This window comes from Pseudomonas mangiferae (assembly GCF_007109405.1).
GTDB classification, from domain to species: domain Bacteria; phylum Pseudomonadota; class Gammaproteobacteria; order Pseudomonadales; family Pseudomonadaceae; genus Pseudomonas_T; species Pseudomonas_T mangiferae.
Window position 1 is genome coordinate 1 of record NZ_VJOY01000016.1, and the last position, 22,462, is coordinate 22,462.

The 22,462-nt window shown below is 63.0% G+C and carries 21 protein-coding genes, 2 pseudogenes and 1 CRISPR repeat array; of the genes and pseudogenes, 14 read left to right on the forward strand and 9 right to left on the reverse strand.

Annotated elements, in window-relative coordinates; genetic code table 11:
• The 6 genes from FM069_RS17885 to FM069_RS17910 all read left to right on the forward strand — a co-directional run.
• Positions 1 to 272 (forward strand): peptidoglycan-binding domain-containing protein (locus tag FM069_RS17885; protein WP_178106817.1); only part of this gene is annotated, 272 nt, incomplete at its 5' end.
• A 65-nt stretch (positions 273 to 337) separates the two neighbouring features.
• A complete protein-coding gene (locus FM069_RS17890; protein ID WP_143489747.1) occupies positions 338 to 781 on the forward strand; it encodes a hypothetical protein in 444 nt (147 codons plus the stop codon).
• 102 nt (positions 782 to 883) lie between these two features.
• Positions 884 to 1,408, forward strand: coding sequence for a sigma-70 family RNA polymerase sigma factor (locus tag FM069_RS17895; RefSeq protein WP_178106819.1), 525 nt, complete (start codon positions 884 to 886; stop codon positions 1,406 to 1,408).
• A gap of 8 nt (positions 1,409 to 1,416) precedes the next feature.
• Positions 1,417 to 2,349: a FecR family protein gene (locus tag FM069_RS17900; RefSeq protein ID WP_143489748.1), complete on the forward strand. Its 933-nt coding sequence runs from the start codon at positions 1,417 to 1,419 to the stop codon at positions 2,347 to 2,349.
• An 84-nt stretch (positions 2,350 to 2,433) separates the two neighbouring features.
• Positions 2,434 to 4,836: a TonB-dependent siderophore receptor gene (locus FM069_RS17905; RefSeq protein WP_143489749.1), complete on the forward strand. Its 2,403-nt coding sequence runs from the start codon at positions 2,434 to 2,436 to the stop codon at positions 4,834 to 4,836.
• Positions 4,837 to 4,958: 122 nt separating this feature from the next.
• On the forward strand, positions 4,959 to 5,507 hold the full coding sequence (locus FM069_RS17910; protein WP_143489750.1) for a hypothetical protein: 549 nt from the start codon (positions 4,959 to 4,961) through the stop codon (positions 5,505 to 5,507).
• 28 nt (positions 5,508 to 5,535) lie between these two features.
• Here FM069_RS17910 and FM069_RS17915 read toward each other — a convergent pair whose 3' ends face one another.
• From FM069_RS17915 to FM069_RS17950, 9 genes are all read right to left on the reverse strand, one after another.
• Positions 5,536 to 6,273 carry a hypothetical protein gene (locus FM069_RS17915; protein WP_178106832.1) on the reverse strand — a complete coding sequence of 246 codons (738 nt, stop codon included), beginning with the start codon at positions 6,271 to 6,273 and terminating at the stop codon, positions 5,536 to 5,538.
• 150 nt (positions 6,274 to 6,423) lie between these two features.
• A CRISPR array of direct repeats spans positions 6,424 to 7,182; the repeat unit is 32 nt; unit sequence GTTTCAATCCACGCGCCCGCGTGGGGCGCGAC.
• Positions 7,183 to 7,361: 179 nt separating this feature from the next.
• A complete protein-coding gene (cas2, locus tag FM069_RS17920) occupies positions 7,362 to 7,652 on the reverse strand; it encodes a CRISPR-associated endonuclease Cas2 (RefSeq protein WP_143489751.1) in 291 nt (96 codons plus the stop codon).
• Positions 7,653 to 7,662: 10 nt separating this feature from the next.
• Positions 7,663 to 8,703, reverse strand: a complete 1,041-nt coding sequence (gene cas1c, locus FM069_RS17925) for a type I-C CRISPR-associated endonuclease Cas1c (RefSeq protein WP_143489752.1) — start codon at positions 8,701 to 8,703, stop codon at positions 7,663 to 7,665.
• Between the two features lie 3 nt (positions 8,704 to 8,706).
• Positions 8,707 to 8,913, reverse strand: coding sequence for a PD-(D/E)XK nuclease family protein (locus FM069_RS22095; RefSeq protein WP_267904206.1), 207 nt, complete (start codon positions 8,911 to 8,913; stop codon positions 8,707 to 8,709).
• Positions 8,914 to 8,938: 25 nt separating this feature from the next.
• The gene (gene cas4, locus FM069_RS22100; protein WP_267904207.1) at positions 8,939 to 9,337 is read right to left on the reverse strand and encodes a CRISPR-associated protein Cas4; all 399 of its coding nucleotides are present in this window, start codon (positions 9,335 to 9,337) and stop codon (positions 8,939 to 8,941) included.
• A gap of 18 nt (positions 9,338 to 9,355) precedes the next feature.
• Positions 9,356 to 10,228: a type I-C CRISPR-associated protein Cas7/Csd2 gene (gene cas7c / locus FM069_RS17935; RefSeq protein ID WP_143489753.1), complete on the reverse strand. Its 873-nt coding sequence runs from the start codon at positions 10,226 to 10,228 to the stop codon at positions 9,356 to 9,358.
• Positions 10,225 to 12,003: a type I-C CRISPR-associated protein Cas8c/Csd1 gene (cas8c, locus tag FM069_RS17940; protein WP_143489754.1), complete on the reverse strand. Its 1,779-nt coding sequence runs from the start codon at positions 12,001 to 12,003 to the stop codon at positions 10,225 to 10,227. The genes cas7c and cas8c overlap by 4 nt, the downstream gene beginning before the upstream one ends.
• Positions 12,000 to 12,674: a type I-C CRISPR-associated protein Cas5c gene (gene cas5c, locus FM069_RS17945; protein ID WP_143489755.1), complete on the reverse strand. Its 675-nt coding sequence runs from the start codon at positions 12,672 to 12,674 to the stop codon at positions 12,000 to 12,002. Before cas5c ends, cas8c begins: the two co-directional genes overlap by 4 nt.
• 50 nt (positions 12,675 to 12,724) lie before the next feature.
• The gene (locus FM069_RS17950) at positions 12,725 to 14,959 is read right to left on the reverse strand and encodes a CRISPR-associated endonuclease Cas3'' (RefSeq protein WP_143489756.1); all 2,235 of its coding nucleotides are present in this window, start codon (positions 14,957 to 14,959) and stop codon (positions 12,725 to 12,727) included.
• Positions 14,960 to 16,192: 1,233 nt separating this feature from the next.
• Here FM069_RS17950 and FM069_RS17955 point away from each other — a divergent pair.
• From FM069_RS17955 to FM069_RS21665, 8 genes and pseudogenes are all read left to right on the forward strand, one after another.
• A pseudogene (locus FM069_RS17955) lies at positions 16,193 to 17,457 on the forward strand (tyrosine-type recombinase/integrase); the annotation flags it as partial.
• A gap of 431 nt (positions 17,458 to 17,888) precedes the next feature.
• Positions 17,889 to 18,161, forward strand: coding sequence for a hypothetical protein (locus FM069_RS17960; RefSeq protein WP_178106834.1), 273 nt, complete (start codon positions 17,889 to 17,891; stop codon positions 18,159 to 18,161).
• Between the two features lie 95 nt (positions 18,162 to 18,256).
• Positions 18,257 to 19,225, forward strand: coding sequence for a DUF932 domain-containing protein (locus tag FM069_RS17965; protein WP_143489758.1), 969 nt, complete (start codon positions 18,257 to 18,259; stop codon positions 19,223 to 19,225).
• A gap of 78 nt (positions 19,226 to 19,303) precedes the next feature.
• Entirely contained in the window at positions 19,304 to 20,305 is a 1,002-nt protein-coding gene (locus FM069_RS17970) for a YqaJ viral recombinase family nuclease (protein WP_143489759.1), read from the forward strand.
• A gap of 80 nt (positions 20,306 to 20,385) precedes the next feature.
• Positions 20,386 to 21,336, forward strand: a complete 951-nt coding sequence (locus tag FM069_RS17975) for a recombination directionality factor (protein WP_143489760.1) — start codon at positions 20,386 to 20,388, stop codon at positions 21,334 to 21,336.
• Positions 21,308 to 21,805 (forward strand): annotated as a pseudogene (radC, locus tag FM069_RS17980) (RadC family protein). The gene FM069_RS17975 and the pseudogene radC overlap by 29 nt, the downstream one beginning before the upstream one ends.
• Positions 21,806 to 21,817: 12 nt before the next feature.
• On the forward strand, positions 21,818 to 22,006 hold the full coding sequence (locus FM069_RS17985) for a hypothetical protein (protein WP_143489761.1): 189 nt from the start codon (positions 21,818 to 21,820) through the stop codon (positions 22,004 to 22,006).
• Between the two features lie 92 nt (positions 22,007 to 22,098).
• Positions 22,099 to 22,404, forward strand: a complete 306-nt coding sequence (locus FM069_RS21665) for a hypothetical protein (protein WP_178106836.1) — start codon at positions 22,099 to 22,101, stop codon at positions 22,402 to 22,404.
• Positions 22,405 to 22,462: the final 58 nt, after the last annotated feature.

Consider the following 22,462-nt stretch of genomic DNA (forward strand, 5'->3'; position numbering starts at 1 on the left):
GTCAGATATGTATAAGAGACAGGCCGTCCCCTCAATCCCGGGAGAACCCATCCATTCAATGGGTACGCCCGTCAGCAACCGACCTGGAAAACCTGGTGAAGCGGGTGCAAATGGCCCTGATGGTCAAGCATTACTACAGCGGCCCCCTGGATGGCGTGCTGGGCAAAGGGACCCGGGATGCGCTGATGGCGTTTCAGATGGATGCCGGGCTCGAACTCACCGGCCGCATGGACACCCCGACCCTCAATGCCCTGGGTATCGCCTTGCCGTGACCCCGTGGCGCTTGTCAGCGGCCGGCAGCCCGTCCTAGGCTGGCCGTTTTCGATCGGGAGGCGACATGCGCGCGATAGTCCTCGGGGTGCTGGTGGCGATGATGTCGGGATGCGTCGGGGTGATCACGATGCACAACCCGACCCGGACCTACACCGGCGAGGCGGTGAAACCCGGTGGGCGGGGCTACTGCTGTTCCGGCAGCGAAACCGTCACCCGACGTGCCGACGTCGAGGCGGCCTGGGGAGTCCCCGACCGGGCGTGGCATGAAGGTGGACGAGAGTTCTGGCGCTATCGGCAGCCGGACCTGACCTGGGCGGCGATCATGCCGGTGCTGATCGTGCCGCTGCCCCTGGGCATTCCCACGGGCTACAACGCCACCACCTTCGCGTTCGAGGGCGACCGCCTGGTGTCGGCCCAGGCAGCCGAACGGGAAGGCCTGATCGCCCTCTGCGGGCTGTTCCTCAACGACGAGAACCCCGATTTGCACGTTGGCTGCTTCGCCGACTGAGCGGGGAATCGGGCAGGCCCCATTGCAGGCGGGCGGGGTTCGCCCCTAAGATGCGAGGCTTTCTCATTCGTATCACGCCTTCGTGCGCTCAGGGGTCCCTCCGTGTCGCCACCACCATCCGGCACTTCGGCGTTGCAACGGGATGCCCACGCCCTCTATAGCGATCATCACGGCTGGCTGCTGGAATGGCTGCACCGCCGCCTGCGCCACGCGGAGAATGCCGCCGACCTGGCCCACGACACCTTCCTGCAGGTCCTCGGTCGCCCGGAACAGCTGCGGGAGCTGCGGCAGCCCCGTGCCTGGCTGAGCACCATTGCCCACGGCCTGCTGGTGGACCGCCTGCGCCGGCAGCGCCTCGAACGGGCCTACCTGGCCGCCATCGCCCAGTTGCCGGAAGCCGAGACCCCGTCCCCGGAACAGCGCCTGGTGCTGCTGGAAACCCTGACGCAGATCGACGCCCTGCTGGATGGCCTGGCCCCACGGGTACGCACGGCATTCCTGCTGTCGCGCCTGGAAGGGCTGGGCTACCGGGAGATCGCCCAGCGCCTGGCGGTCAGCCTGAGTTCGGTGGAGAAGTACATGGCCACCGCCATCCGCCACTGCTACCTGGCCCAGTGCGCCCAATAATCACGTCCATGGCCCTCGACCCCGCTCTTCCGGACCCCGTGCTCGACCAGGCCATCGCCTGGCTGGTGCGGCTGCAATCCGGTGATGCCGACGAGACCCAGCGCCAGGCGTGCCTGGCCTGGCGCGCAGCCGATGCGACCCACGAGCGCGCCTGGCAGGCCCTGCAGCGCAGCGAGGCGGGGTTCCAGGCCCTGGCTTCGCTGCCGCCGACCCTCGCGCTGGACACCCTGGAACGCGCGGCCCGCACCCGGGGCAACCGACGGCAGGCGCTCAAACTGCTGGGGATCGGCGGCTTGCTGGCCGGCGCCGGGGGGCTGGGCTGGCAGGCTTCGCCCTGGGGAACCGCTGACTACGCCGCCCGGGTCGGCGAACGGCGCCAGTTCACCCTGGCGGACGGCAGCCGCCTGCAGCTCAACACCGACAGCGCGGTCGACATCCGAGGGCAAACCTTACGGCTGCGCCGCGGCGAACTCTTCGTGGAGACGGCACACCCGCTCTGGCTGGACGCCCGCCAAGCGCGCCTGCAGGTGCTGAACGGCGCCCTCACGGTGCGCCAGGAAGCGGACCACCTGCAGGTTCAGGTGGTCCGCGGCGACGTGGATGCCTACCCCGCCGCCGCCCAGCCCGCCCGCCTCGTCGCCGGACCGGAATACCGCATCGCGGGCGCCGGGACTCAGACGCTGGCGGAAAGCACCCTGGACCCGCTGGCCTGGACCCGCGGGCAACTGGTCGCCCGGCGCCTGCGCCTGGATCGCCTGGCGGCGGAGTTGTCCCGTTACCGCCGCGGCTGGCTGGGCTGCGACCCACGGGTGGCCGACCTGCAGGTATCCGGCGCCTTCCAGCTGGACGACCCGGACCGTGCCCTTGCCGCCCTGTGCGACTCGCTGCCGGTCCGCCTGGAACGTTTCGGCCCGTACTGGACGCGGATCGTCGCCGCCTGAAAAAAAGCTGGAATCGTTTACGGGTTTTCGCGCGCGCTTCGACAAAGGAGGAAATAGCGATCCCTTACAGGAGTCAGTCGTCCCATGCGGTTCCCTTCCCTCCCCCACCCCTCGTTCCCTCGTCATGCACTGGCCCGCGCCGTGCTGGTCGGCAGCCTGTGCGCCGGATCGCTGCCGGTTAGCGCCGCGTCCCAGGAGGCCGAGCGCACCTATGACCTGCCGGCCGCGCCCCTGGAGGACGCCCTGAGCCATTTCGCCCAGGCCGCCGAGATCACCCTGCCCTTCGATCCGCAGCAGGTCCGGGGGCGCCAGGCGCCGGCGCTGCACGGGCGCTACCCGGTGGGCGAGGCCCTCGCTCTGCTGCTGGCCGGCAGCGGGCTGGTAGCCGCGCCCGGGAGCAATGGCAACTGGCTGCTGGTCCCGGCCGCCGAGGGCGGCGTGCTGCAGCTGGACAGCCTGAGCATCTCCGGCAAGGCACCGGGCTCGACTACCGAAGGCAGCGGCTCCTACACCACCTATTCCTCCAGCAGTTCCTCGCGCCTGAACCTGTCGCCCAAGGAAACGCCACAGTCGATCAGTGTCATCACCCAGCAGCGCCTGGAGGATCAGAAGCTCAGCAGCGTCACCGACGCCCTGGAAGCCAGCGCCGGCATCACGGTGATCCGCGAGGGCCTGGGCAACGACGCCGACTCGTTCTGGTCACGCGGCTTCATGATCAACAACTACGAGATCGATGGCGTTCCCACCTCCGCCCGCCTGGACAACTACGCCCAGAGCACCGCGATGTACGACCGCGTGGAGATCGTCCGCGGCGCCACCGGCCTGATCAGCGGGCTCGGCAACCCGTCGGCCACCATCAACCTGATCCGCAAGCGGCCCACCGCCGACTTCCAACTCGACCTCAGCGCCGAGGCGGGCAGTTGGGACCGCTACGGCAGCGGCCTGGACGTCTCCGGCCCGCTCACCGAGGGCGGCAACGTCCGCGGCCGGCTGGTGGTGGACTACAAGAACCAGCACGCCTGGGTCGACCGCTACAAGCAGGAATCCACCCTGCTCTACGGCATCAGCGAATTCGACCTGAGCGACAGCGCCCTGCTGACCCTGGGTTTCAGCTGGCAGGACGTATCCAGTGACGCACCGCTGCGCAGCGGTTTCCCGCGGTTCTACAGCAACGGGGCGTCCACCGACTTCCCGCGGTCGTTCAACACCGCGCCGGACTGGAGCTACTACAACCGCCAGCAGAGCACCCTGTTCACCTCCCTGGAACACACCTTCGACTCCGGCTGGAGCGCGAAGCTGGACGTCAGCCATGCCCGCAACGACTACGACTCGGAAGTCACCTACCTCAGCGGCAGCCTGGACCAGGCCACCGGCGACGGCGCCTATCTGCTGCCGGTGAAATGGGGCGGCTCGCCGCAACAGAGCAACGTGGATGCCTACCTGACCGGGCCTTTCAGCCTCTTCGGTCGCGAACATGAGCTGATCGCCGGCGCCACCTACTCCACCTTCCGGGAAAACTCGCCGGACTACGGCGGCTGGGTCTACCCGGGCGCCGGTTACGACGGCAGCCTTCAGGCCATCTTCCACTGGCACGGCGATGCGCCCGAGCCGGACTTCGCCAAGGTGGGTCGCAGCGAGGTCAAGGAACACCAGCGCAGCGCCTACCTCGCCTCGCGTTTCCACCTGAGTGACGACCTGACGCTGATCCTCGGCAGTCGCGTCACCGACTGGCAGCGCACCAGCGACAGCAAGCCCTACGGCGGCCCCACCGGCCGCACGACCCAGGCCGAGAACGGCGTGACCATTCCCTATGCCGGCGTGGTATACGCCCTGGATGACATCTGGTCCGTGTACGCCAGCTACACCGAGATCTTCAACCCGCAAGGCTCCTGGGTGCGGGACATCAACAACGCGCCCCTGGACCCGGAGAAGGGCACCAGCTACGAAACGGGACTCAAGGCGGCCTTCTACGACGGCCAGTTGAACACCAGCCTGGCGGTGTTCAAGACCGAGCAGGACAACCTGGCGGTGTGGAACAACGACACTTTCAGCTATTCCGCCCAGGAAGGCGTGACCTCGCGCGGCGTGGAATGGGAAGCCAACGGTGAACTGGCGGAAGGCTGGCAAGTGGCGGGCGGCTACACCTTCACCCTCAGCGAGGACAGCGAGGATCAGCGGATCGTCACCCAGATCCCCCGCCACAGTGCCAAGCTCTTCACCACCTACCGACTGCCCGGCGCCCTGGATCGGCTGACGGTGGGCGGCGGCGTCAACTGGCAGAGCAAGAGCGGCTACACCCTGGAGACGTCCCGGCAGGATGCCTACAGCGTGGTGAACCTCCTGGCCCGCTACGCCATCGACGACCACCTGACCGCCTCCCTCAACCTGAACAACGCCTTCGACAAGACCTACTACAGCTCCACTAGCAGCTACGGGACCTACGGTGCGCCCCGCAACCTCATGGCGACGCTGCACTACCGCTACTGATCGACAGGCGCCGGCCAGGGATGGCCATTGCCTGCCAAACCACACGCCATTGATTCAGATCGGCTTCCCCAGGGGCCGGGTTCGGTATGATGCCGAATCACAATCAATGGACGACGTTCCCGATGAAAGCAGGATTAGCGCTGATCTGTCTGCTGGCGCTGGCAGGATGCGGCACCAAGGCCGTGGTGCAACCGCTCAAGGGCTCGAGCAAGGCGCTGCCCCGTTATTCAGGGCCGGTGTGCCTGCTGCCCAAGCCGCTGCCGCCCGACGTGAAATTCACCCCACTGGGACGAGCCGTGGCCAACCAGCAGTGGTATGGCGGGTTCGCCAAGGTCAACCGGGCCCTGGCGGAAGTGGCCCGCAGCGTGGGCGCGGACGCCGTGGTGAGCATGCGTTCCCACATGAAGATGGGCTTCATCGCGGTGGCCAGGCCTCAGTCCTGGGGCTATGCGATCAAGCTGCAGGACCCGGAATCCTTCGATTGCCTGGCCAGCGGCGGCCGCTACGATGGCATCGCACCCGTACGCCCTGCCCCCAGCGCCCGGGCGCTCCCGGCAGCGACAGCGACACCCGCTTCCCCGGCCTACGATGCCTGCATGGCACGCGTCCTGCGGATCGGCGATCCCGCCCTGCGCCTGCAAGCCATGGATTCCTGCGACGCCGCCAAATGACCGAACGCCCGCCGCCGCGGGCCCGGGCTCATTTCGCCGGATCGCACATCGCCATCGATGACACCCGCAGGGCGGGATCGCTGATGCGCAGCACCCTGCGCATGCAGTCGTCGTAGGCGGCAGACGTCTTGCTCTGGGGCACAGGCGTGGCGGAAAGCGGTTCGGTGGCGGTAGGGGCCAGTGGTGAAGGAATGGACGCGAGCGCCGCCGCGATCTCCTCGGAGCCGATGAGCTGGGCCAGCGCGCCGGAGCCCGCGGTGATCAGGTTGGTCACCGCCCGGCTCTGCTTGGCATCCTTGCTGGCCAGCACCCGCCCGTTCTCGTCGATCACCGAGGCGGTGAGGTCGTAGTCGAAGCGCGTGCTCATGTAGGCGTCCGACTTCCACTCCCGCATGTGGATCAGCAACAGCCGCTGCCCAGGCCCGGAAGCCCTGTCGACCGACGCGCTGGGCACCGCATCGAGGGACGCCCGCGCCAGCGCGCTGCGTACCGCCTCCTGGATATCCGCAGCCAGCGGGCTGCCGCTGTAGGTGGTCACGTTGTAGGGGTTGTAATACAGCGCTCGCAGGTTGCCGACATAGGTCGGGCGCTTGCTGCCCTTGAGCACGTAAGGCCGCTCATCCACCACCGCCACCGCGACCTGCTTGTCCGACGTCACCGTCACATACGGCGCGGCCTGCCGATAATCCACCCGCTGGCCGATGGCGCACCCGGTGATCTGACTTCCGATGAACAGCACAAATGCCAGCCGATACCACATCGTCATGGAGACTCCCTGTAGGACGAGCCCGTCGCCGGGCACGGCGACGGGGAGATTTAGGTTCTGTACGAAAAGTCGTCGAGCGAAGGTCAGGCAAGGCAAAAACAGGTGGGACGCGCGACGCCTGCGCCCGGGACGATATCGTACGCTGGATCAGTTTCAATTCACGCGCCCACGTGGGGCGCGACGTGGGCCCTCCTTCACCGGCGCGGCGCTGTTGACGTTTCAATCCACGCGCCCGCGTGGGGCGCGACGCGCGGCGATCATCCGCGGTCACCAGACCCTGCTGTTTCAATCCACGCGCCCCCGTGGGGCGCGACATGGCCACCGCCGCGCTGTGGGGCGGTGACGCCTTGTTTCAATCCACGCGCCCGCGTGGGGCGCGACCCACTCGGGAGGCAAATCGTGACCTGTCACGGTGTTTCAATCCACGCGCCCGCGTGGGGCGCGACCATCGGCATCGACGAGCATGTGCGCCGCGACATGTTTCAATCCACGCGCCCGCGTGGGGCGCGACTCGGCGGCGCCGTCATTTCTGGCGGCATCTACACAGTTTCAATCCACGCGCCCGCGTGGGGCGCGACTATATCCCAACGGGCGCACTGTTTCGTGGACCCCGTTTCAATCCACGCGCCCGCGTGGGGCGCGACCGCCCGCCGAGGACCGGGGTCGGCTCCCCGAAGGTGTTTCAATCCACGCGCCCGCGTGGGGCGCGACCGGTGCGCGCCAGTGAGACCGATATCTCGCTGCTGTTTCAATCCACGCGCCCGCGTGGGGCGCGACGTGGCAATACTGCGTGGGCAGGCACTGATGAGCAGTTTCAATCCACGCGCCCGCGTGGGGCGCGACCTTCGGCATGCCCTGGCCGTAGACCCAGGCGATGGTTTCAATCCACGCGCCCGCGTGGGGCGCGACCCTCTACTTATAACGTGTTGATCAGCATGGAAAAACCCTATCACTTCAGCGAAACATGCCGTCTTCAAGCAAAGCGAACCTACTCAGACTCCTGGCCTAAAAAAGTGCATACGAATCAAGCAGATAGCGAATTGCGAACCACACGGGATTTGGTCGGTCGCTTCAGGTTCGCACCGGCATTAAAGAATCAATGGGCCATTCAGGTCGAGTACAGCCTTGGCTCCGACATGCTCCACGCGATGCTGCCAGTGCGTGCCTAAGTAGTAGAAACGCAGGCTGTCCTGTTCCGGGTCGATGAGGTTGCACAGACGATGCTTGAGAAGTATCCATTGCGCGCTATCCACCTCTATCTCGAACACCGAGTATTGCACTCGCTGACCGTAATCGCGGCAGGCCTTGGCCAGACGGCGCAAGCGCTTGTTACCTGCCGCCTCTTGAGTGCTCACGTCATAGCTGACCAGAACCATCATGTCGCACACCTCACTTCCATAGAAATGGCGGATAAGCCTCCAGGTCGCCACGCAAATGGCGGGCGAGCAATTGCGCCTGAATGTAAGGGAACAACCCAAGGGGAGCCTTCTCGCCGAGGAAGCCATGCTGCACCTCCTCACGCTTGCGCTCCTGGTAAGCAGTCAATAACGTCTTGCGCGCCTCGTCCTTGAGGAGCACGGCGCCATTGTCCAGAGTACGGAAGTCGCGTTCGCCCAATTGCTTGCGGTTGATCAGGGAAAGCGCCAAGCGATCGGCCAGCACGGGACGGAACTCCTCGAGCAGATCCAGCGCCAGGCTGGGTCTGCCGGGACGGTCGCGATGCAGGAAGCCCACGGCCGGGTCCAGCCCTACGGTTTCCAACGCCGACCGACAATCGTGTGTCAGCAGGGTATAGAGAAAGGACAGGAGCGCATTGACCGCATCCAGAGGCGGTCGGCGGCTGCGCCGGGCGAAACGTAGCGTCGGATTGTCGACGCGGATCAGATGATCGAATACGCCAAAATAGGCCTGGGCGGCCTCGCCCTCCAGCCCCCTGAGCAGCTCTAGCCCGGGTGCCTCGAGCAACCTGTCGGTGATTCGCCGCAAGCGCTTGTGGCTATGTGAAAGGGAGAGTCGCGCCTCTTCCGCCAAGACCTCGCCATGGTCACGCAGAGCCCGCCCCAGCACTGCCCGTTGATTGTGCACCTTGCCCAGCAGCAGGTTGCGCACCAGCGCCGCACAGCCGGCCTGGTCATCGCTTCGACGGTACTGCTCGCGACGCAGCAGGACGTTGCCGGACACTGGCCCCTCCACCCGAGCCAGGAACTTGCCGTTGGGCGATAAGTAGCAGACGCTGATGCCCTGCTCCGCGCAGTACCCCAGCAAGGGCGGTGACACCAGTACGCGGCCGATGCACACCAGGCTCTCGAGCATATGGGCTGGCAGGCGCCCGCGAATCTCACCCGCCACTTCCATGACGACATTGGCGCCATCCTTCTTCAGCCAGGCGCCCTCGGTGGTGACGTAGAGGGTATTGAGCTGTCGCCGCATGCTTCACCCCTCCTTGAGCTGCAGACGCAGCCAGCCTTCGACGCTGATACTGCGCTTGAGCAACGTGGGCTGGCACAGATCGATCAGCGAACAGGGGGCGCAACGCTTGGCCTGGTACTCGGCCAAGGGCGTGCGCCTCGCGGCCAGCAACTCATGCGTCGCCTGGATGACCTGCAGGATCAACCGGCGCAACGCATCGTCGAACGGCACGACCTTGCGCCGCCGGGTTTTTTCCTTAGAACAGCGCACCTTCCGCTAGCGGCTTGCCGAGCATCGCCTCCAGGCAGAGGGCCTGGGCACAAAGCTGCACCTCATCGGCGCGATGACCCTTGGGCCGACCGCGCTTGTACTCCACGGGGTAGGCGCGTTCCCCATCGTCAGTAGCACGGAACTCGACCACATCGGCTACCCCCGCAACGCCCAACTCCAGGTGAAGCAAGGGCATGGCGGTAACGGTGCGTACGTCGTGACGTTGCTCTATCTGGCACTGGTCGGCGCGCTCGTGGAGCAGGCGCCCCTCGGCGGTGTGCCGGTTTTCCGCCCACAGTCGCTCGACATGGATCAGTGCGCATTGCCGCGGGCAGTAGAGGTAGTGCTGCAGGGCGGACAAGGGAATGAGATCGTCGTCTTCCATGGCCGCCCGCTCCCGTGGCTAGAAGTGCTCGCGCACGCTGACGCCCTGAGGCAGGGCTTCCGCATCGATGCTGACACGGTAATCCTGGAAACCGCGTGCCGGCGTATCCGCGGCCCCTTCCACCCGCTCGACTCTGACGCTGTCGAACAGCACATGAGCCGGGGCATTGCCCATGGCGTGGTCATGCTTGAAGACGATCAGCTTGCGCGCCGCCATCTCGCCACGGGCTGCCGAGCGATCATGCTCGAACATATTGCCCAGCGCACGCCACAGCAGTTCCAGATCGTCCTCGGAGAAACCGGTACGCTCGGCCAGCTTGGCAGAAATGAAACCGTGGGCGCGGTACAGCCCATAGGGAACGATGTGCTTGCGGCCCATCTCCCTATCTTTCTTTTCAGCATCCTCCTTACTCGTAACTGCCACTCGAGTGATTGAAATTTCCAGCGGAATAACCGGATCAATAGAAGTGGCGAAAGCAATTTGAATCGGCCCGCGAACTTGGCCTGCATTGACCTTTGTCGTCATCACCGCACCGAAGGCGCGCACATCGAAGAAGTTCTTGCACATCCAGGCGGTAAGATCGCGCGCCTTGGCTTCGTCCTTGGGCAGTTTTTTTTCTTCAGGTTCAATACCGAGCGCCTCGTATGCCTGATTGTGCTGGTTATTCAGCACGGATTTTTCCTGCATATAGATGGCATACCCGGGAGCGCCCTCCTGCTCCAGGCTGACGTAGTTGCGGATCTTGCGCTTGAGGCAAACGTCGGTGACCAACCCCTGGTTGGTTTCCGGATCGAGGCGCGGCATGTTGCCAGCATCCGGGTCGCCATTGGGATTGCCGTTGCTGACATCAAAGAGGTAAACGAACTCGTAGCGGTTGGCGATGGCGGTCATTCTCTTGCTCCTTGCTCGACGGGATCGGGGCTACGGTTGAAACGGGCCTGGGCCTGTTGGTAGTAACCAATGGCGAAGCGTCCTTGGTCTTCCAAGCGGAGACTGCGCGGGAATTGGCTCGGCATACCGTCGATGATTTCGCCGATATCGCGTTCCAGGTTCACTGCCAGTCCGGGCTTGTTCTTGCGCAGCTTGGCCAAGTGGTTCTGGGTATTGCGCAGCAGCATCGGGAAAACCATGGCCGGTGTCGCGGAAGCGGCGCCATAGTAGCGGTCGCGGATGGTGGCATTGACGTTGGCGCCCAGGGCCGCACGCTGGGCGCCTTCCAGTACGGCGAACAGCCGCCCCAAGCGATAGCCGGGGTTGCTGGCGTCCTTGTCGAGACTCATGGGTAGCTCCTCTTGGTGAACCTTGCCGCTCAGGCGCGCCTCGCGGGCGAGCACGGCCTTGCACAGCGCGACGCGCGTGCCGGAGACGTCGCCATCGGCACGCATGCGCATGATCAGGGTGGCGAGCAGACTGCGCGGGTAGCGGCTGCCCGTCAGGATGGCGCGGGTCATTTCACCGGCCAGTTGTGGGGGTACGTCTTCGGCCTTGGCCCTGCCCTCACGACTGGGTGCGGTGGCATAGAGCAAGCGCCAGATGGCCGGTTTCGTCTTCCAGGGCAGCGGCTCGAGGTGCAGATCCCAGAAATGCTCGGCCAGACGCTGGGTGAATAGCGCAAGGCTGTCGACTGCCCAGAACCGGATGGACAGTCGCGCGGCATTGGGCGCCAGCCCTAACACGAACATGCGGGTGCCCTCCTCCAGTAGCGGGTCGAGTTCATGCAGGGGCCGCCCCTTGGCCACGGCATCCAGCACGCCACGCAGCTTTTCCGCTTCCTGACCATCATCCGCGGGTGGCTCCAGCAGGCTCCAGAAGGTCGACTCGGCAGCGGTTGCCTGGGCAGGGGTGGCCGCCTGCGCCCAGAACACCACACTCGCATCGCCGATCTGTAGCCGCTGGCGGTTGTGCTCGTCGCGACGCAATAAATGGTTGAGCACCGTGGTGTAGGCAAAGGCGGCCTGTTCGGAGATCGGTGCATTGTCCCCCTGGCTCTTGCCGTAGGAGGAAAAAGCGTCGAGGTTGAAGGAGACCATGGAAGCCCCCGAACTCCGGGCACCATTGACGCCCTTGACCGCGGGATGCAGGCGCGCCAACGGCTGATGTTGGCCGCTGACCAGGCACAGCCCCTCGCGGCTATCGCCGTTAGCGAACAGTCGGGCACGCACCGCCTGTGCCGCTGGGGTCTCGTGCAGATAGCGCTGTTGGCCGTCCAAGCGGAATACCAGCTTGCTGTCGAGCATGTCTTCGTTGAACGGCGGCGACTGGAACTGCTCCGGCTGCCAGCGTTCGAGGAACTGGAGCAAGGCCTGCAGACCGGGGTCGCCTTCTCCGGCCAGGATCTGCCGGTGTAGCGTCTTGAAGGCTTCGTGCTCCTGCTGGGTGCGCGCTCCGCCCTTGGCACTCACACCCAGCACATAGCTGGTCTTGTCCCACAGTACGTTGGACTTGATGCCCGAGGTACGCTTCTCCGGCTGCGGCACACTCATAAGCCTGGGCTGTGGCTTCTTGCCAGAGAGCACGCGAATGTCCTGCACGTCCAGCAACTCGCCTTGAGTGGAGAGCAACAGGGCATAGCTGATCCTCTCTTGGCTGTAGCCGAAAGGAGAGATCTCCGCCTCATCCCGGTCCAGCAGTCGCTGGTAATAATCGTTGAGGGCCGAGAGGATCATGCCTTGATCCCTGCCACCCGGAACGCCGGCACCTCGATCAACCCATCGCGCATCAGGACTCGGAAGAAGTGCGGGGTCATGCCATCGGAGAAATCAATGTCATGCAGCATCCAACCCAGATCACGCTCACCGCGCAGGGCAGCATCGACCGAAGGTTCGACGCTGTGCTGTTCCAGCAACTGAAAACTGGCCGGAAACTCGCGCACGCCGAGGCACGGTGCATGGAAGCACTGCCCCTTCCGCGCACGGCGGTTGAAGATATCCAGGTGCTTGCCCACCGTGTCGTCAGCGCCGGCCCTGTCGGTCAACTCGAAATGCGCCTCGATGACGTAGGCGACATCGCGCAGCAGAGTAGTCGCGCGCTGCTGTCGATCCTCCTCGACCAGATTCACCAGACCATCGGTGCGCCCGGCCTTCATTGCCTTGCCGACGCTAGCCGCGGACAGCCTGCCGCCGACCTCGTTGCGCCGGATGGATTCGAAGCGGATCGGCTTGAGCACCTGGATGCGATCCACCACCCAGCGAATCGCCGGTTTCCAGTGGATAGCCTCGAGAATGCCGCGTGCGGCGGATGGCGTGATCGCATCGTAGGAAACGCGCTCCACCTTCATTTCCGGGCGGGTGAAGCAGGCACGCTCGCCCCAGACCATTAAGCGAATTCCGTAGGCCATCGGCCCTCCCTTTCATATGATCCAGGCCAGGCCGCTGTTGCGCGTCCCGCCTACCAACATAGCCGCTCGCTGCTGACGAAGGCCGGATTATCCCAGTGCAACCCGAACTGGTGGTGATACAGATCAGGGTTGACCAACGCCATAAACTGCTCGCCGTAACGCGCACCTGCCACTGCCTGGATCGCACCGGCATCCAGCAGTGCCTGATAGCCCTTGCGTGGCATTTGCACCAGATAAGGCTGCAGGCGGCGGGCGATGGTGGCGCAGCCGTCGGCGAACTCCAGGTCGCGCAGGGCTGCTATGGCCTCCTCATCGAAGGGGATGATCACCGGCATTTGAAGGCTGTCGATCATGCGGAACTTGCTGGCCAGCGTCTCGTAGGGCAGGCCGTCGAGCCGGCCCCTCTCGATCAGGCCGAGCAGGTTGTTCGCATCCAACTCCTCCGCGCCCTTCTGCCAGTAGAGCAGGCGGAAATAACGCTCGATGGCCGCCATGGACAGGCAATCATCCGGATGCAGGCGCATCACTTCGCGGGCGGCCTGAGCGAACTGCTTGAGCTCCTCGGGTGGCGCCCAGTCGGAGTTGGCCGCGGCGAACACCAGCACCTCGCTTTCGGCCAGCGGCCTCCTGCCTTCGCGGTTGCAGCGTCCCGCGGCCTGGGCGATGGAGTCCAACCCGGCCTCGGCGCGCAGCACCACGGGAAAATCCACATCCACCCCGGCTTCGATCAGCGAAGTAGCCACCAGACGACAGGGCTCTCCCTGTTTGAGCATCTGGCGCACTTCGGCCAGCACCTTGCTACGGTGCTTGGCACACATCAGGGTGGTGAGATGGCGGGCACCGGGCAACCCGGCAAGCGACTCATAGAGCGCACGGGCGTGGCGTCGATTGTTGACGATGCACAGCACGTGTTCACGCCTGGCGATCTGCGCAGTCAAGGCCGCATCTTCGAGCGGGCCCAATACCCGTACTCGTACCCGCTCCAATTCCCGGAACAGCCGCTGCGGCTCGGGCGCCAGCTCGCGTACATCCTGCAGCCCACCAATGAAATTCGGCGATTGCAGCGCTGGCTGCGTGGCAGTACAGAGCACCGGGCTACAACGGTAGTTAAGCGCCAGCTCATCAAGGGCGGCAACGCAGGGCCGCAACAGCTTGAGCGGCAGGGTCTGCGCCTCGTCAAGAATCACTACGCTGCCGGCGATGTTGTGTAGCTTGCGGCACTGGGCTGGACGGTCGGCAAACAGGCTTTCGAAGAACTGCACTGCAGTAGTCACCACGATAGGCGCATCCCAGTTCTCCATCGCCAGGTTCAGCTTCTTCTTGGCCTCCAGGCTCTGCCGGCGGTCCTCAACGAAGGCACTGTGATGCTCCAGCACCGCCTCTTCGCCCAAGGTCCCAAGTGCGTGGCGGAATACCGTAGCGTTCTGTTCGACGATGCTGGTAAAGGGAATCACGTAGATCACCCGGCGCAGCCCATGAGTCAGAGCGTGATCCAGGGCGAAAGCCAGGGAGGCCAGGGTCTTGCCGCCTCCGGTGGGCACCGTGAGGGAAAACAGCCCGGGTTGCTCGTTCGCCTTGTTGCGCACGCCGGCCAATATCTCCCCGCGAAGGCGGTTGACCGGCGTATCTCCCTTGAACCCCGTCAGATGACGATCAAGGGCTGCGCGCAGCTCGGCCAAGGACGGCCGCGCTTGTTCGCGAAGGGAGCGCTGCCCTTTGACGCGGTGGTAGAAGGCTTCGGTATCGAGATAGTCCGCATCGACCAGGCAGGAAAACAGCATCCGGCCAAGAAAGGCCAACTGAAAGAAACCCCTTTCCGGGCGCGTTTTTAGTGGTGGTGGCTGAAGGCGCTCGGGTAGCACGATTTCCCCGTGCCAGGCGTCCAATAACCGTGGCAGCCCCGCCCCGTTCAAGCGGTCAGCCAAGGCCGTTCGCTCACCAGCCTCGCGGCCATTGGCCAACCCGGCATGGTGGCCGGCGATGCCATAGGCCAGCAATTGGCCTAGCGCACCATAGCGCTCCACCGCCAACATGGCCCCTCGGGTAGCGTGATCGACCCGAAGGGCATCACCCGCAATGCGCCGCTGAAACTCGTCGGTGTATTTGCCCAGATCGTGCAGCAGGCCGGCAAGAGCAGCGAACTCACCACCGCCGAAGAAGGCTGCCTTCTCTCCTGCCAGTTGGGCAACCGCACCTAGATGCTCGGCCAGAGGTTGCCAGTCACTGCGATCCGCGTTTGGGGTGGAGTGAGCAAAAAAGCGAGTATCGCGAGCCTCCTTCTCCATAGAGATGCGCCCTGCCAAGTCTGCGAATGACGCACAACAATCTAGTCGCTAAAGGCCATCACGCCAATTCTTCTCGTAGCCGAACGCGCCCATAGCCTGCAGACGACGCGCCCTGTTATCCGCATAGCAGTGTTTGTAATTCGGCCACTCCTTGGTGCAGCCGTCTACCAGGCTCCACGTCATCGCCTGACATTCAATAATGAATGAGTTTTCCCTTATCTCGGCATGCCATCTGAAACGGAACCTGTGAGCTCAGGAGATTCTTTTGGCTGACTACTGCGTGTTTGTGCTCGGCCAGCTTGGGCATTTTCCGCCATTGAAAGCAACTTACTTACAACGGCGAAGGACTCGACTCAAAAAATTCAGCCCTGTATCACTGCAATGACCCTCTCACCATGGAGGCTTTCCAACCATCTCATTGCAGTGCCCTCGCTGTAACTCCCCCAAGATTGCATCCCTGCATCCCGACATAAAGTTGATGCTTTGGTCCGCACAGTCGGCGTGCAGCGCATGGGTACATCCGCAGCCCTCGCCGGTGGTCAGGCCGGGGCAGCAGGCAGCGCACTCGCCATGGGGCCGGGCCGAGTGAAAACAGAGAAGTGTTTACCCTAAGGCCCTACCTCGGATTTGGCCCCAAAGGCGCGCGACTATATGGGCCACGTATCCCTTACCGCAGCCAGAATCTTCTGGGGGCGATCTACGACAGTAGGTGGTGGAAAGAAGTAGTAAACCAGCCCGCAGTGCCTCCATCGCACCGCTGATCCCCGTAGAGGCTCATCAATAGATTGAGGTTGCAGCCAGGTATATGCAGGCTCATTTCCGTTCCTACTCGGGGGCAGCGTTTCGCGCCGGAGGTGCATCGCGGCCCATCCAATTCTTGAACGTGCCAACTCGCCATAAACAGCAGTTCAAATAGCGCTCCAAAATCTCGGGTGGAGCAAAATACGGAGGCAATCAAAAACCGCCAGGCATAAAAAACAGTCACCGCTAAGCGACTGGATTTATTTAGGTTTTTTGGGCGGAACGGATTGATTCGAACACTCTATTCCTTGCACTCCATGCGCTTATTTGATGGATTTCCATGGAGGTCTATGGACGCTGCCGGAACGCCTAAAACCTAGTAAATACGGGACATACAGGCTATATCGGCGTCCATCACGATCCACCAGCATCCACCGACAGCCAAGCGATTCGGTGGGGTAAAATTGGGGTAAAAATCCAGGCAGCGGAATTATGCAAGGGGTAGGACATAGCCAACTGACAGCCAAGCAACTGAAAGCGCTCACCGCCGCCGATGATGGCAGGATCCTCCGCGAAGACGGTGGACTGGTCGCCAAAGTCCGCTCAGGTTTGCGTGGCGTGACGTTGCAATTCCGCTACGAGTTCAAGCTGAATGGGTTGAAGCGCGACCAGAGCCTGGGCAGTTGGCCAAGAAATCGCTGGCGCAGATCCGCGCCGAGCGCGACGAAGTCAGAGCGACCGTCACCAAAGGCATCGATCCAACCACTGCCCGCAAGGCCGCCAAGATCGAAGCCCAGGCCGCCATCGCTGCCACCATTGCCGAGGCCGAGCGCCAGGCTGCAGAGAACAAAACGGTCGCCGACCTTTTCGAAGAGTGGATGCACGATGGCGTATCCCGCCAGGACGGTAACGCCGAACTGCGCCGTAGCTTCACCAAGGACGTGCTGCCCCTCATTGGCAAGAAGCCGCTGCGCAACCTCACCGAGAAAGACCTGCTCGCCGTCCTGCGCTCGGTCAAGGCCCGCGGTCTGAACCGCACCGTCGTGATCCGCAACAACGACATCGGCCAGATGCTGCACTGGGCCGAGAAGCGCAAACCGTGGCGCGGCCTGATGACCGACGGCAACCCGGCCGACCTGGTGGACGTCAACAAACTCCTCGACCACGACTACCAAGAACAGCGCGACCGCCTACTCTCCCCCAACGAAATCCGCGAACTACGCAATATCTTCGCCCGTCTCGAACACGACTACGACGCCCTCCCCGCCGGCCACAAATACTCTGGCATCCGCCCGGTCAACCCACGCGTGCAATGCGCCGTGTGGATCTGCCTGAGAACACTCTGCCGTACCGGCGAACTGCTCAAACCGAATGGCGCCACGTCGATCTGGAAAAAGGCACCTGGTTCATCCCGGCCGAGGCCACCAAGGGCCACAAGGGCAAGCGCCAGGATCATCATGTATTCCTGTCGCCATTCGCACTGAACCAGCTCCAGCGCCTGAAAGAAGACTGGGCATACCCCGTTCTGCTTCCCCAGCAATGATGAGAAAAGCCACGTCGACACCAAGACGGTCAGCAAGCTGATCGGTGACCGGCAATGCCGCTTCAAGAACCGCAGCAAGCCGCTTACTGGTCGCCACCATGACGATTCACTGGTGCTGAGTAAGGGCACCAAGGGTGAGTGGACGCCGCATGACTTGCGTCGCACTGGAGCAACGATGATGCAGGAGCTTGGCGTAACACTGGAGATCATCGATATAATGCGCGCGATCCTACCACTTAAGCAAAATTAAGTAAATAAAAACCGTCAGGCAACGTGCTTTATATAAAACGCCACATACCACGACCAAATAAACTCACCCCATCAATGTCGGCAACAGCCACCATCTAACAACATCTCCTCTGCGATCTCTTAGTACGACTAAAAGCATGTAGATCGTTCATCTCGACAGCAATCTTTTCGACAACATCTAAAGTGCCATATGCGCGCCCTATGTATCAGCACACGCACTACAGAGGCTTTTGCTGAAATTTAATTACGCAATAAACATGCTTTTTAACTCACCCTTCAAATCAAATTATTTTAGAACCTATATGACTGTAATAACGCAAGTATTAAGAAGGTATTCACATGACATTGCAGTGCCCTCGCTGTCACTCCCCCAAAGTCGCTTCACTCCACCATGCAATGAAGATCACCGCTGCGGTCGGTGCTGTAGGCGGTGCCGCTCGTGGCGCCAGTGCTGCCCTGGCCGGTGGTCAGGCCGGCGCAGTAATTGGCGCTGTTGCTGGCCCGCTGGGCATCACGCTCGGATCCGTATCAGGTGCCATTCTCGGAGGCCTCGTTGGCGGTACCGGTGGCTGTGCCCTTGGCGCCCAGCTCGGTGACAAGTTGGATCGTCACGTGCTGGCCAACAACCTGTGCCTGATCTGCGGGCACCGCTTCAACCTGCCGGCCTGATCCGACTCACCCTCCTCCGCTCCCCTACTACTCCCGGTTAGCGCTGCGCTCCTGCGCAGTGCTTTATGCCGACTATTGCTCAAAGGAAACTCACCATGGCTCATCAAATCGAACAAATGGCCTATGTCGGCCAAACTCCTTGGCATGGCCTGGGCAACAATCTACCGTGCAAGCAACCCATTGAGGTCTGGCAGCGTGAAGCCGGCATGGACTGGCAAATCCTGGAAAGCCCCGTGCACTTCAAGTCAGAAACCGCTGGTCACCTGGGCGCTATTCATTCCTTCCCAGAGCAGAAAGTGCTCTTCCGCTCGGACACCAAAGCACCGCTGTCGGTGGTTTCCCAGCGCTACCACACTGTACAGCCGCGAGAGGTGCTGGAGTTCTACCGCGATCTCACCGAGGTCTCCGGCTACGAGCTGGAGACTGCGGGGGTACTCAAGGGCGGTCGCAAGTTCTGGGCGCTGGCGCGTACCGGCCAAGGTGCTGCGCTCAAGGGTAACGATCAGGTCAACGGCTACCTGCTGCTGGCCACGTCCTGCGACGGCACACTGGCCACCACGGCAACCCCGACCACGGTACGCGTGGTGTGCAACAACACCCTGACCGTCGCCCTGGACGGCACTACTCGCGCGATCAAGGTGCCGCACAACACCCGCTTCGATTCCAAGGTGGTGAAGAAACAGCTCGGCATCGCCGTCTCGCAATGGGACGACTTCATGTATCGCATGCGCGCGCTGGCCGAACGCAAGGTGCAATGGCATGAGGCCCTGGGCTTCTTCATGAATGTGCTGTGCGAAACCTCACCGACCGGCGCCCTGCCGGAAGTGCTGCCGAACGAACGAGCGCTGCGCAAGGTGCAGGAGCTGTACGAAGGCCGAGGCCGTGGCTCGAACCTGGATTCAGCTCGTGGTACCGCCTGGGGACTGCTCAATGCCGTGACCGAGTTCGTTGATCACGAGCGCCGGGCGCGCAGCACCGAATATCGCCTGGACTCGGCCTGGTTCGGTCAGGGCGCGCAGATCAAGCAACGTGCCCTGGACATTGCCCTGCAATTGGTCGCCTGACCTCTACCCTCCTCACCCCATAACGCCCGATCAGCCTCGTCGCTGATCGGGCGTTTCTATTTCCGTATGGTGAACACGATGAAAGCGACTCCGTTGAGTAGCACTGGCAAGACTCGCCCGGCGCTGCGCCTGATCAGTACCAAGGAACTGCCCCGCGAAGACTGGCTGGCTGTGCGCAGGCAAGGCGTCGGCAGTTCTGACGCCTCGGCCGCAGTCGGCCTGAATCCCTACAAATCGCAACTGGAGCTGTGGCTGGAGAAAACCGGTCGCGACGCCAAGCTGCCGAAGGCCGACCCGCATGACGAGCAAAGCCCGATGTACTGGGGCAACGTGCTGGAACCCATCGTGGCCTGGCACTACAGCAAGCGCACCGGCAACAAGGTGCGACGCATCAACGCCGTGCTGCAGCATCCAAGTCCCGAGCTGCCCTGGATGCTGGCCAACATCGACCGCGAGGTGATCGGCGCCGACGACGTACAGATCCTCGAATGCAAGACAGCCGGCTTGAACGGGGCACGCCTTTGGAAAGAGGGCGTCCCCGAGTATGTGCAGTTGCAGGTGATGCACCAGCTCGCCGTCACCGGCAAGCAGGCGGCAGACGTAGCGGTGCTGCTCGGCGGCCAGACGCTGGAGATCCATCGCATCGAGCGGGACGAGCAGATGATCGCCCGCCTGATCGAGCTCGAACGGCGTTTCTGGCAGTACGTGGAAACCGACACGCCACCGCCCGCCGACGGCAGCGCCTCGGCCGAGCTCGCCTTGCGTTGCCTCTACCCAAGGCACAACGGCCAGAGCCTCGACTTCAGCCGCCACGCCGGGCTGGCCGCGGCCTACCTGGAACTCAAGGCGTTACGTCAATCCATCGGCCAGAAGCAGACCCGAGAAGCCCAGCTCAAGCAGATGCTGCAACAGGCTATGGGCGATGCCACCCGTGCGGCGTTCTCCAGCGGCAGCATCACCTGGAAGAAAGCCAAGGACAGCGTAACCCTCGATGTGGTGCGCCTACTTAAGGACAAGCCCTATCTCCAGGCGAAATACCCGATGCTGAAAGCCGGCGCACGCCGCTTCCTGATCAACTGATTTCCCAACTCCCTCCCCCTTGGCCAGCACCCGCAGTTCGCACTGCTGGGCTGGCTTTTTTCGTTTCCAGGAGAACCACCATGCTGAAAGGCCTGGCAATCACCCCGCCCGTACTCGGGCGAATTTCCATCGGCAGGGTCGTCGAGAGGAACGGCAAGCGCCTGCCGGAGAAAGACGACCAGTTCACCATCACCTCCCAGGTACAGAGCAAGGATGGCTGGCTGCTGCATCCGCTCAATGACGAGCTGCGTCAGGGTAAGGACGACAAGCTGCGCAGCATCCCGGTACGCCTGCTGTTCAACGAAACCGAGCTGAATTTTCGCGCCGACTACACGCTGTTCGACCGGCAGACTGGGCGGCCGCTGTGCGTGGGCAATGGCGAAACCTGCAAGCGTGTCACTCAGGATGGCATGCAGTCGCTGCCCTGCCCTTCGCCGGACGCCTGCTCGTTGGCCAAAGGCAATGCCTGCAAGCCCTACGGTCGGCTGAACGTGGTCATTGGCGATGACGATCCACTGGGCAGCTTCGTGTTCCGCACCACCGGCTTCAACAGCATCCGCACCCTGGCCGCACGGATGCAGTATTTCCGGGCCATCTCCAGCGATCGGCTGGCGTGCCTGCCATTGGAACTGCGCCTGCGCGGCAAGTCCACCCGGCAAAGCCATGGCACGCCGATCTTCTACGTCGACCTGACGGTACGTAGCGGTATGGACATGGCCGAAGCGCTGCTGGCTGCCAGTGAGCTCGATGCACAGAGGCAAACAGCTGGCTTCGATCAGGCCGCACTGGATGAAGCGGCGCAACGTGGATTTAGCAACGGAGCGTTCGAGGACAGCGAGGAAGACGCTGGCGCCATCACCGAGGAGTTCTATCCCACCGAAGAAACCCCATGCCCCACCACCCACACTCGCCAGCGCTCGGAGAAAACCAGCCTGGCCGAGAAGCTGGACGCGCAAGCCCAGCGCCACATCCCACCGACCGATCCCCCTCAAGGAGCCTACCATGCGCCTGCACAAGCTGAAGGCCACTGAATCGACCGGCACCTACCTGGTCGAGTCGCCGGTTAGCGAAACCGACATCCTGCTGATGGCCCGGCAGTTGGCGAATCTGCGTCTGCGCCGGGGGCGAGCATTGAGCTCACCGAAGGAAGTGTTCAGCCACCTGCAGGCGCTGCTGGCCTATTAAGAGCATGAGATATTCGCCCTGCTTCTGCTCGACAACCGGCACCGGATGATCGTCTTTCACGAACTGTTCCGGGGCACCCTCGACGGCGCCAGCGTCTATCCACGCGAGGTGGTCAAGGTTGTTCTGGCGCACAACGCCGCGGCAGCCATCCTGGTTCACAACCACCTATCCGGCGATCCCGAACCCAGCCAGGCAGACCGCAACCTGACGCACAGGCTGAAGGAAGCACTGAACCTGGTCGGGGTACGAACCCTGGATCACATCATCGTCGGCCGCGAAGGCTGCATCTCACTGGCCGAACAGGGTGATATCTGAGGAGAAACGCAGATGACGCTACTACGGATCTTGGCTGTGTTTTTTATGTTCTTCGGCCTACTCACCGGCTGTCTGGCGATTCTGCTGCTGGTGATACTGATGGTGCGCTTCCCGCCGCTGCCGATTGCCGTGCTGCTGGCGCTGCTGCTGTTCCAGCGTTTCATTGGCCGTGCTGGCATCAGTATCTCCCGTCGCACCTGAGACAGCATAAACAGGAGCCCAAAGGGCTCCTGTAACTTTCTATTCCAGCTTCGCTATCGCCCGATGCAGTCACGCATCGGTTCGGAGTCTCTATGTCCGCAAATCCCTTCTTGCGTGGTTTCGACAAACTGTCGATTCAACTGATCGTGCATGAGTTGCAACCTGACAGCTCATTGCGCGAGTTGCCTTACGTGATCCATGCCAAAGACCAGAATCAGTCGCTCGTGCTCGATGTGCAGCCCACGTCGGAACAAACCCAACACATCGTACAACGCCTGCGTTTCGAGACGGGGCAATTCAGTCGGTGCTGGGGAAATCAGCACCGCCCATCCACCTGCAGAGGTGGTGAATCGGTTGTTTTTCATGCCTACCGAACCAGCCCGGCAACACTGCGTTAGCGGCAGCTGGAGTTCGGGCTGGCCCCTGAGTTCGTGGAGATCCTGCACCTGGCAGAGC

What these genes read in the sequence shown, in the direction of transcription:
- FM069_RS17950 (WP_143489756.1), bottom strand. Translation starts at nt 14,959, where the DNA reads ATGGAGAAGGAGGCTCGCGATACTCGCTTTTTTGCTCACTCCACCCCA.
- FM069_RS17975 (WP_143489760.1), top strand. Translation starts at nt 20,386, where the DNA reads ATGCTGAAAGGCCTGGCAATCACCCCGCCCGTACTCGGGCGAATTTCC.
- cas5c (WP_143489755.1), bottom strand. Translation starts at nt 12,674, where the DNA reads ATGGCCTACGGAATTCGCTTAATGGTCTGGGGCGAGCGTGCCTGCTTC.
- cas1c (WP_143489752.1), bottom strand. Translation starts at nt 8,703, where the DNA reads ATGCGGCGACAGCTCAATACCCTCTACGTCACCACCGAGGGCGCCTGG.
- FM069_RS17960 (WP_178106834.1), top strand. Translation starts at nt 17,889, where the DNA reads ATGAAGATCACCGCTGCGGTCGGTGCTGTAGGCGGTGCCGCTCGTGGC.
- FM069_RS17965 (WP_143489758.1), top strand. Translation starts at nt 18,257, where the DNA reads ATGGCTCATCAAATCGAACAAATGGCCTATGTCGGCCAAACTCCTTGG.
- cas2 (WP_143489751.1), bottom strand. Translation starts at nt 7,652, where the DNA reads ATGATGGTTCTGGTCAGCTATGACGTGAGCACTCAAGAGGCGGCAGGT.
- FM069_RS21665 (WP_178106836.1), top strand. Translation starts at nt 22,099, where the DNA reads ATGTCCGCAAATCCCTTCTTGCGTGGTTTCGACAAACTGTCGATTCAA.
- FM069_RS17985 (WP_143489761.1), top strand. Translation starts at nt 21,818, where the DNA reads ATGACGCTACTACGGATCTTGGCTGTGTTTTTTATGTTCTTCGGCCTA.
- FM069_RS17915 (WP_178106832.1), bottom strand. Translation starts at nt 6,273, where the DNA reads ATGACGATGTGGTATCGGCTGGCATTTGTGCTGTTCATCGGAAGTCAG.
- FM069_RS17890 (WP_143489747.1), top strand. Translation starts at nt 338, where the DNA reads ATGCGCGCGATAGTCCTCGGGGTGCTGGTGGCGATGATGTCGGGATGC.
- cas4 (WP_267904207.1), bottom strand. Translation starts at nt 9,337, where the DNA reads ATGGAAGACGACGATCTCATTCCCTTGTCCGCCCTGCAGCACTACCTC.
- FM069_RS17900 (WP_143489748.1), top strand. Translation starts at nt 1,417, where the DNA reads ATGGCCCTCGACCCCGCTCTTCCGGACCCCGTGCTCGACCAGGCCATC.
- cas7c (WP_143489753.1), bottom strand. Translation starts at nt 10,228, where the DNA reads ATGACCGCCATCGCCAACCGCTACGAGTTCGTTTACCTCTTTGATGTC.
- FM069_RS17910 (WP_143489750.1), top strand. Translation starts at nt 4,959, where the DNA reads ATGAAAGCAGGATTAGCGCTGATCTGTCTGCTGGCGCTGGCAGGATGC.
- FM069_RS17905 (WP_143489749.1), top strand. Translation starts at nt 2,434, where the DNA reads ATGCGGTTCCCTTCCCTCCCCCACCCCTCGTTCCCTCGTCATGCACTG.
- FM069_RS17970 (WP_143489759.1), top strand. Translation starts at nt 19,304, where the DNA reads ATGAAAGCGACTCCGTTGAGTAGCACTGGCAAGACTCGCCCGGCGCTG.
- cas8c (WP_143489754.1), bottom strand. Translation starts at nt 12,003, where the DNA reads ATGATCCTCTCGGCCCTCAACGATTATTACCAGCGACTGCTGGACCGG.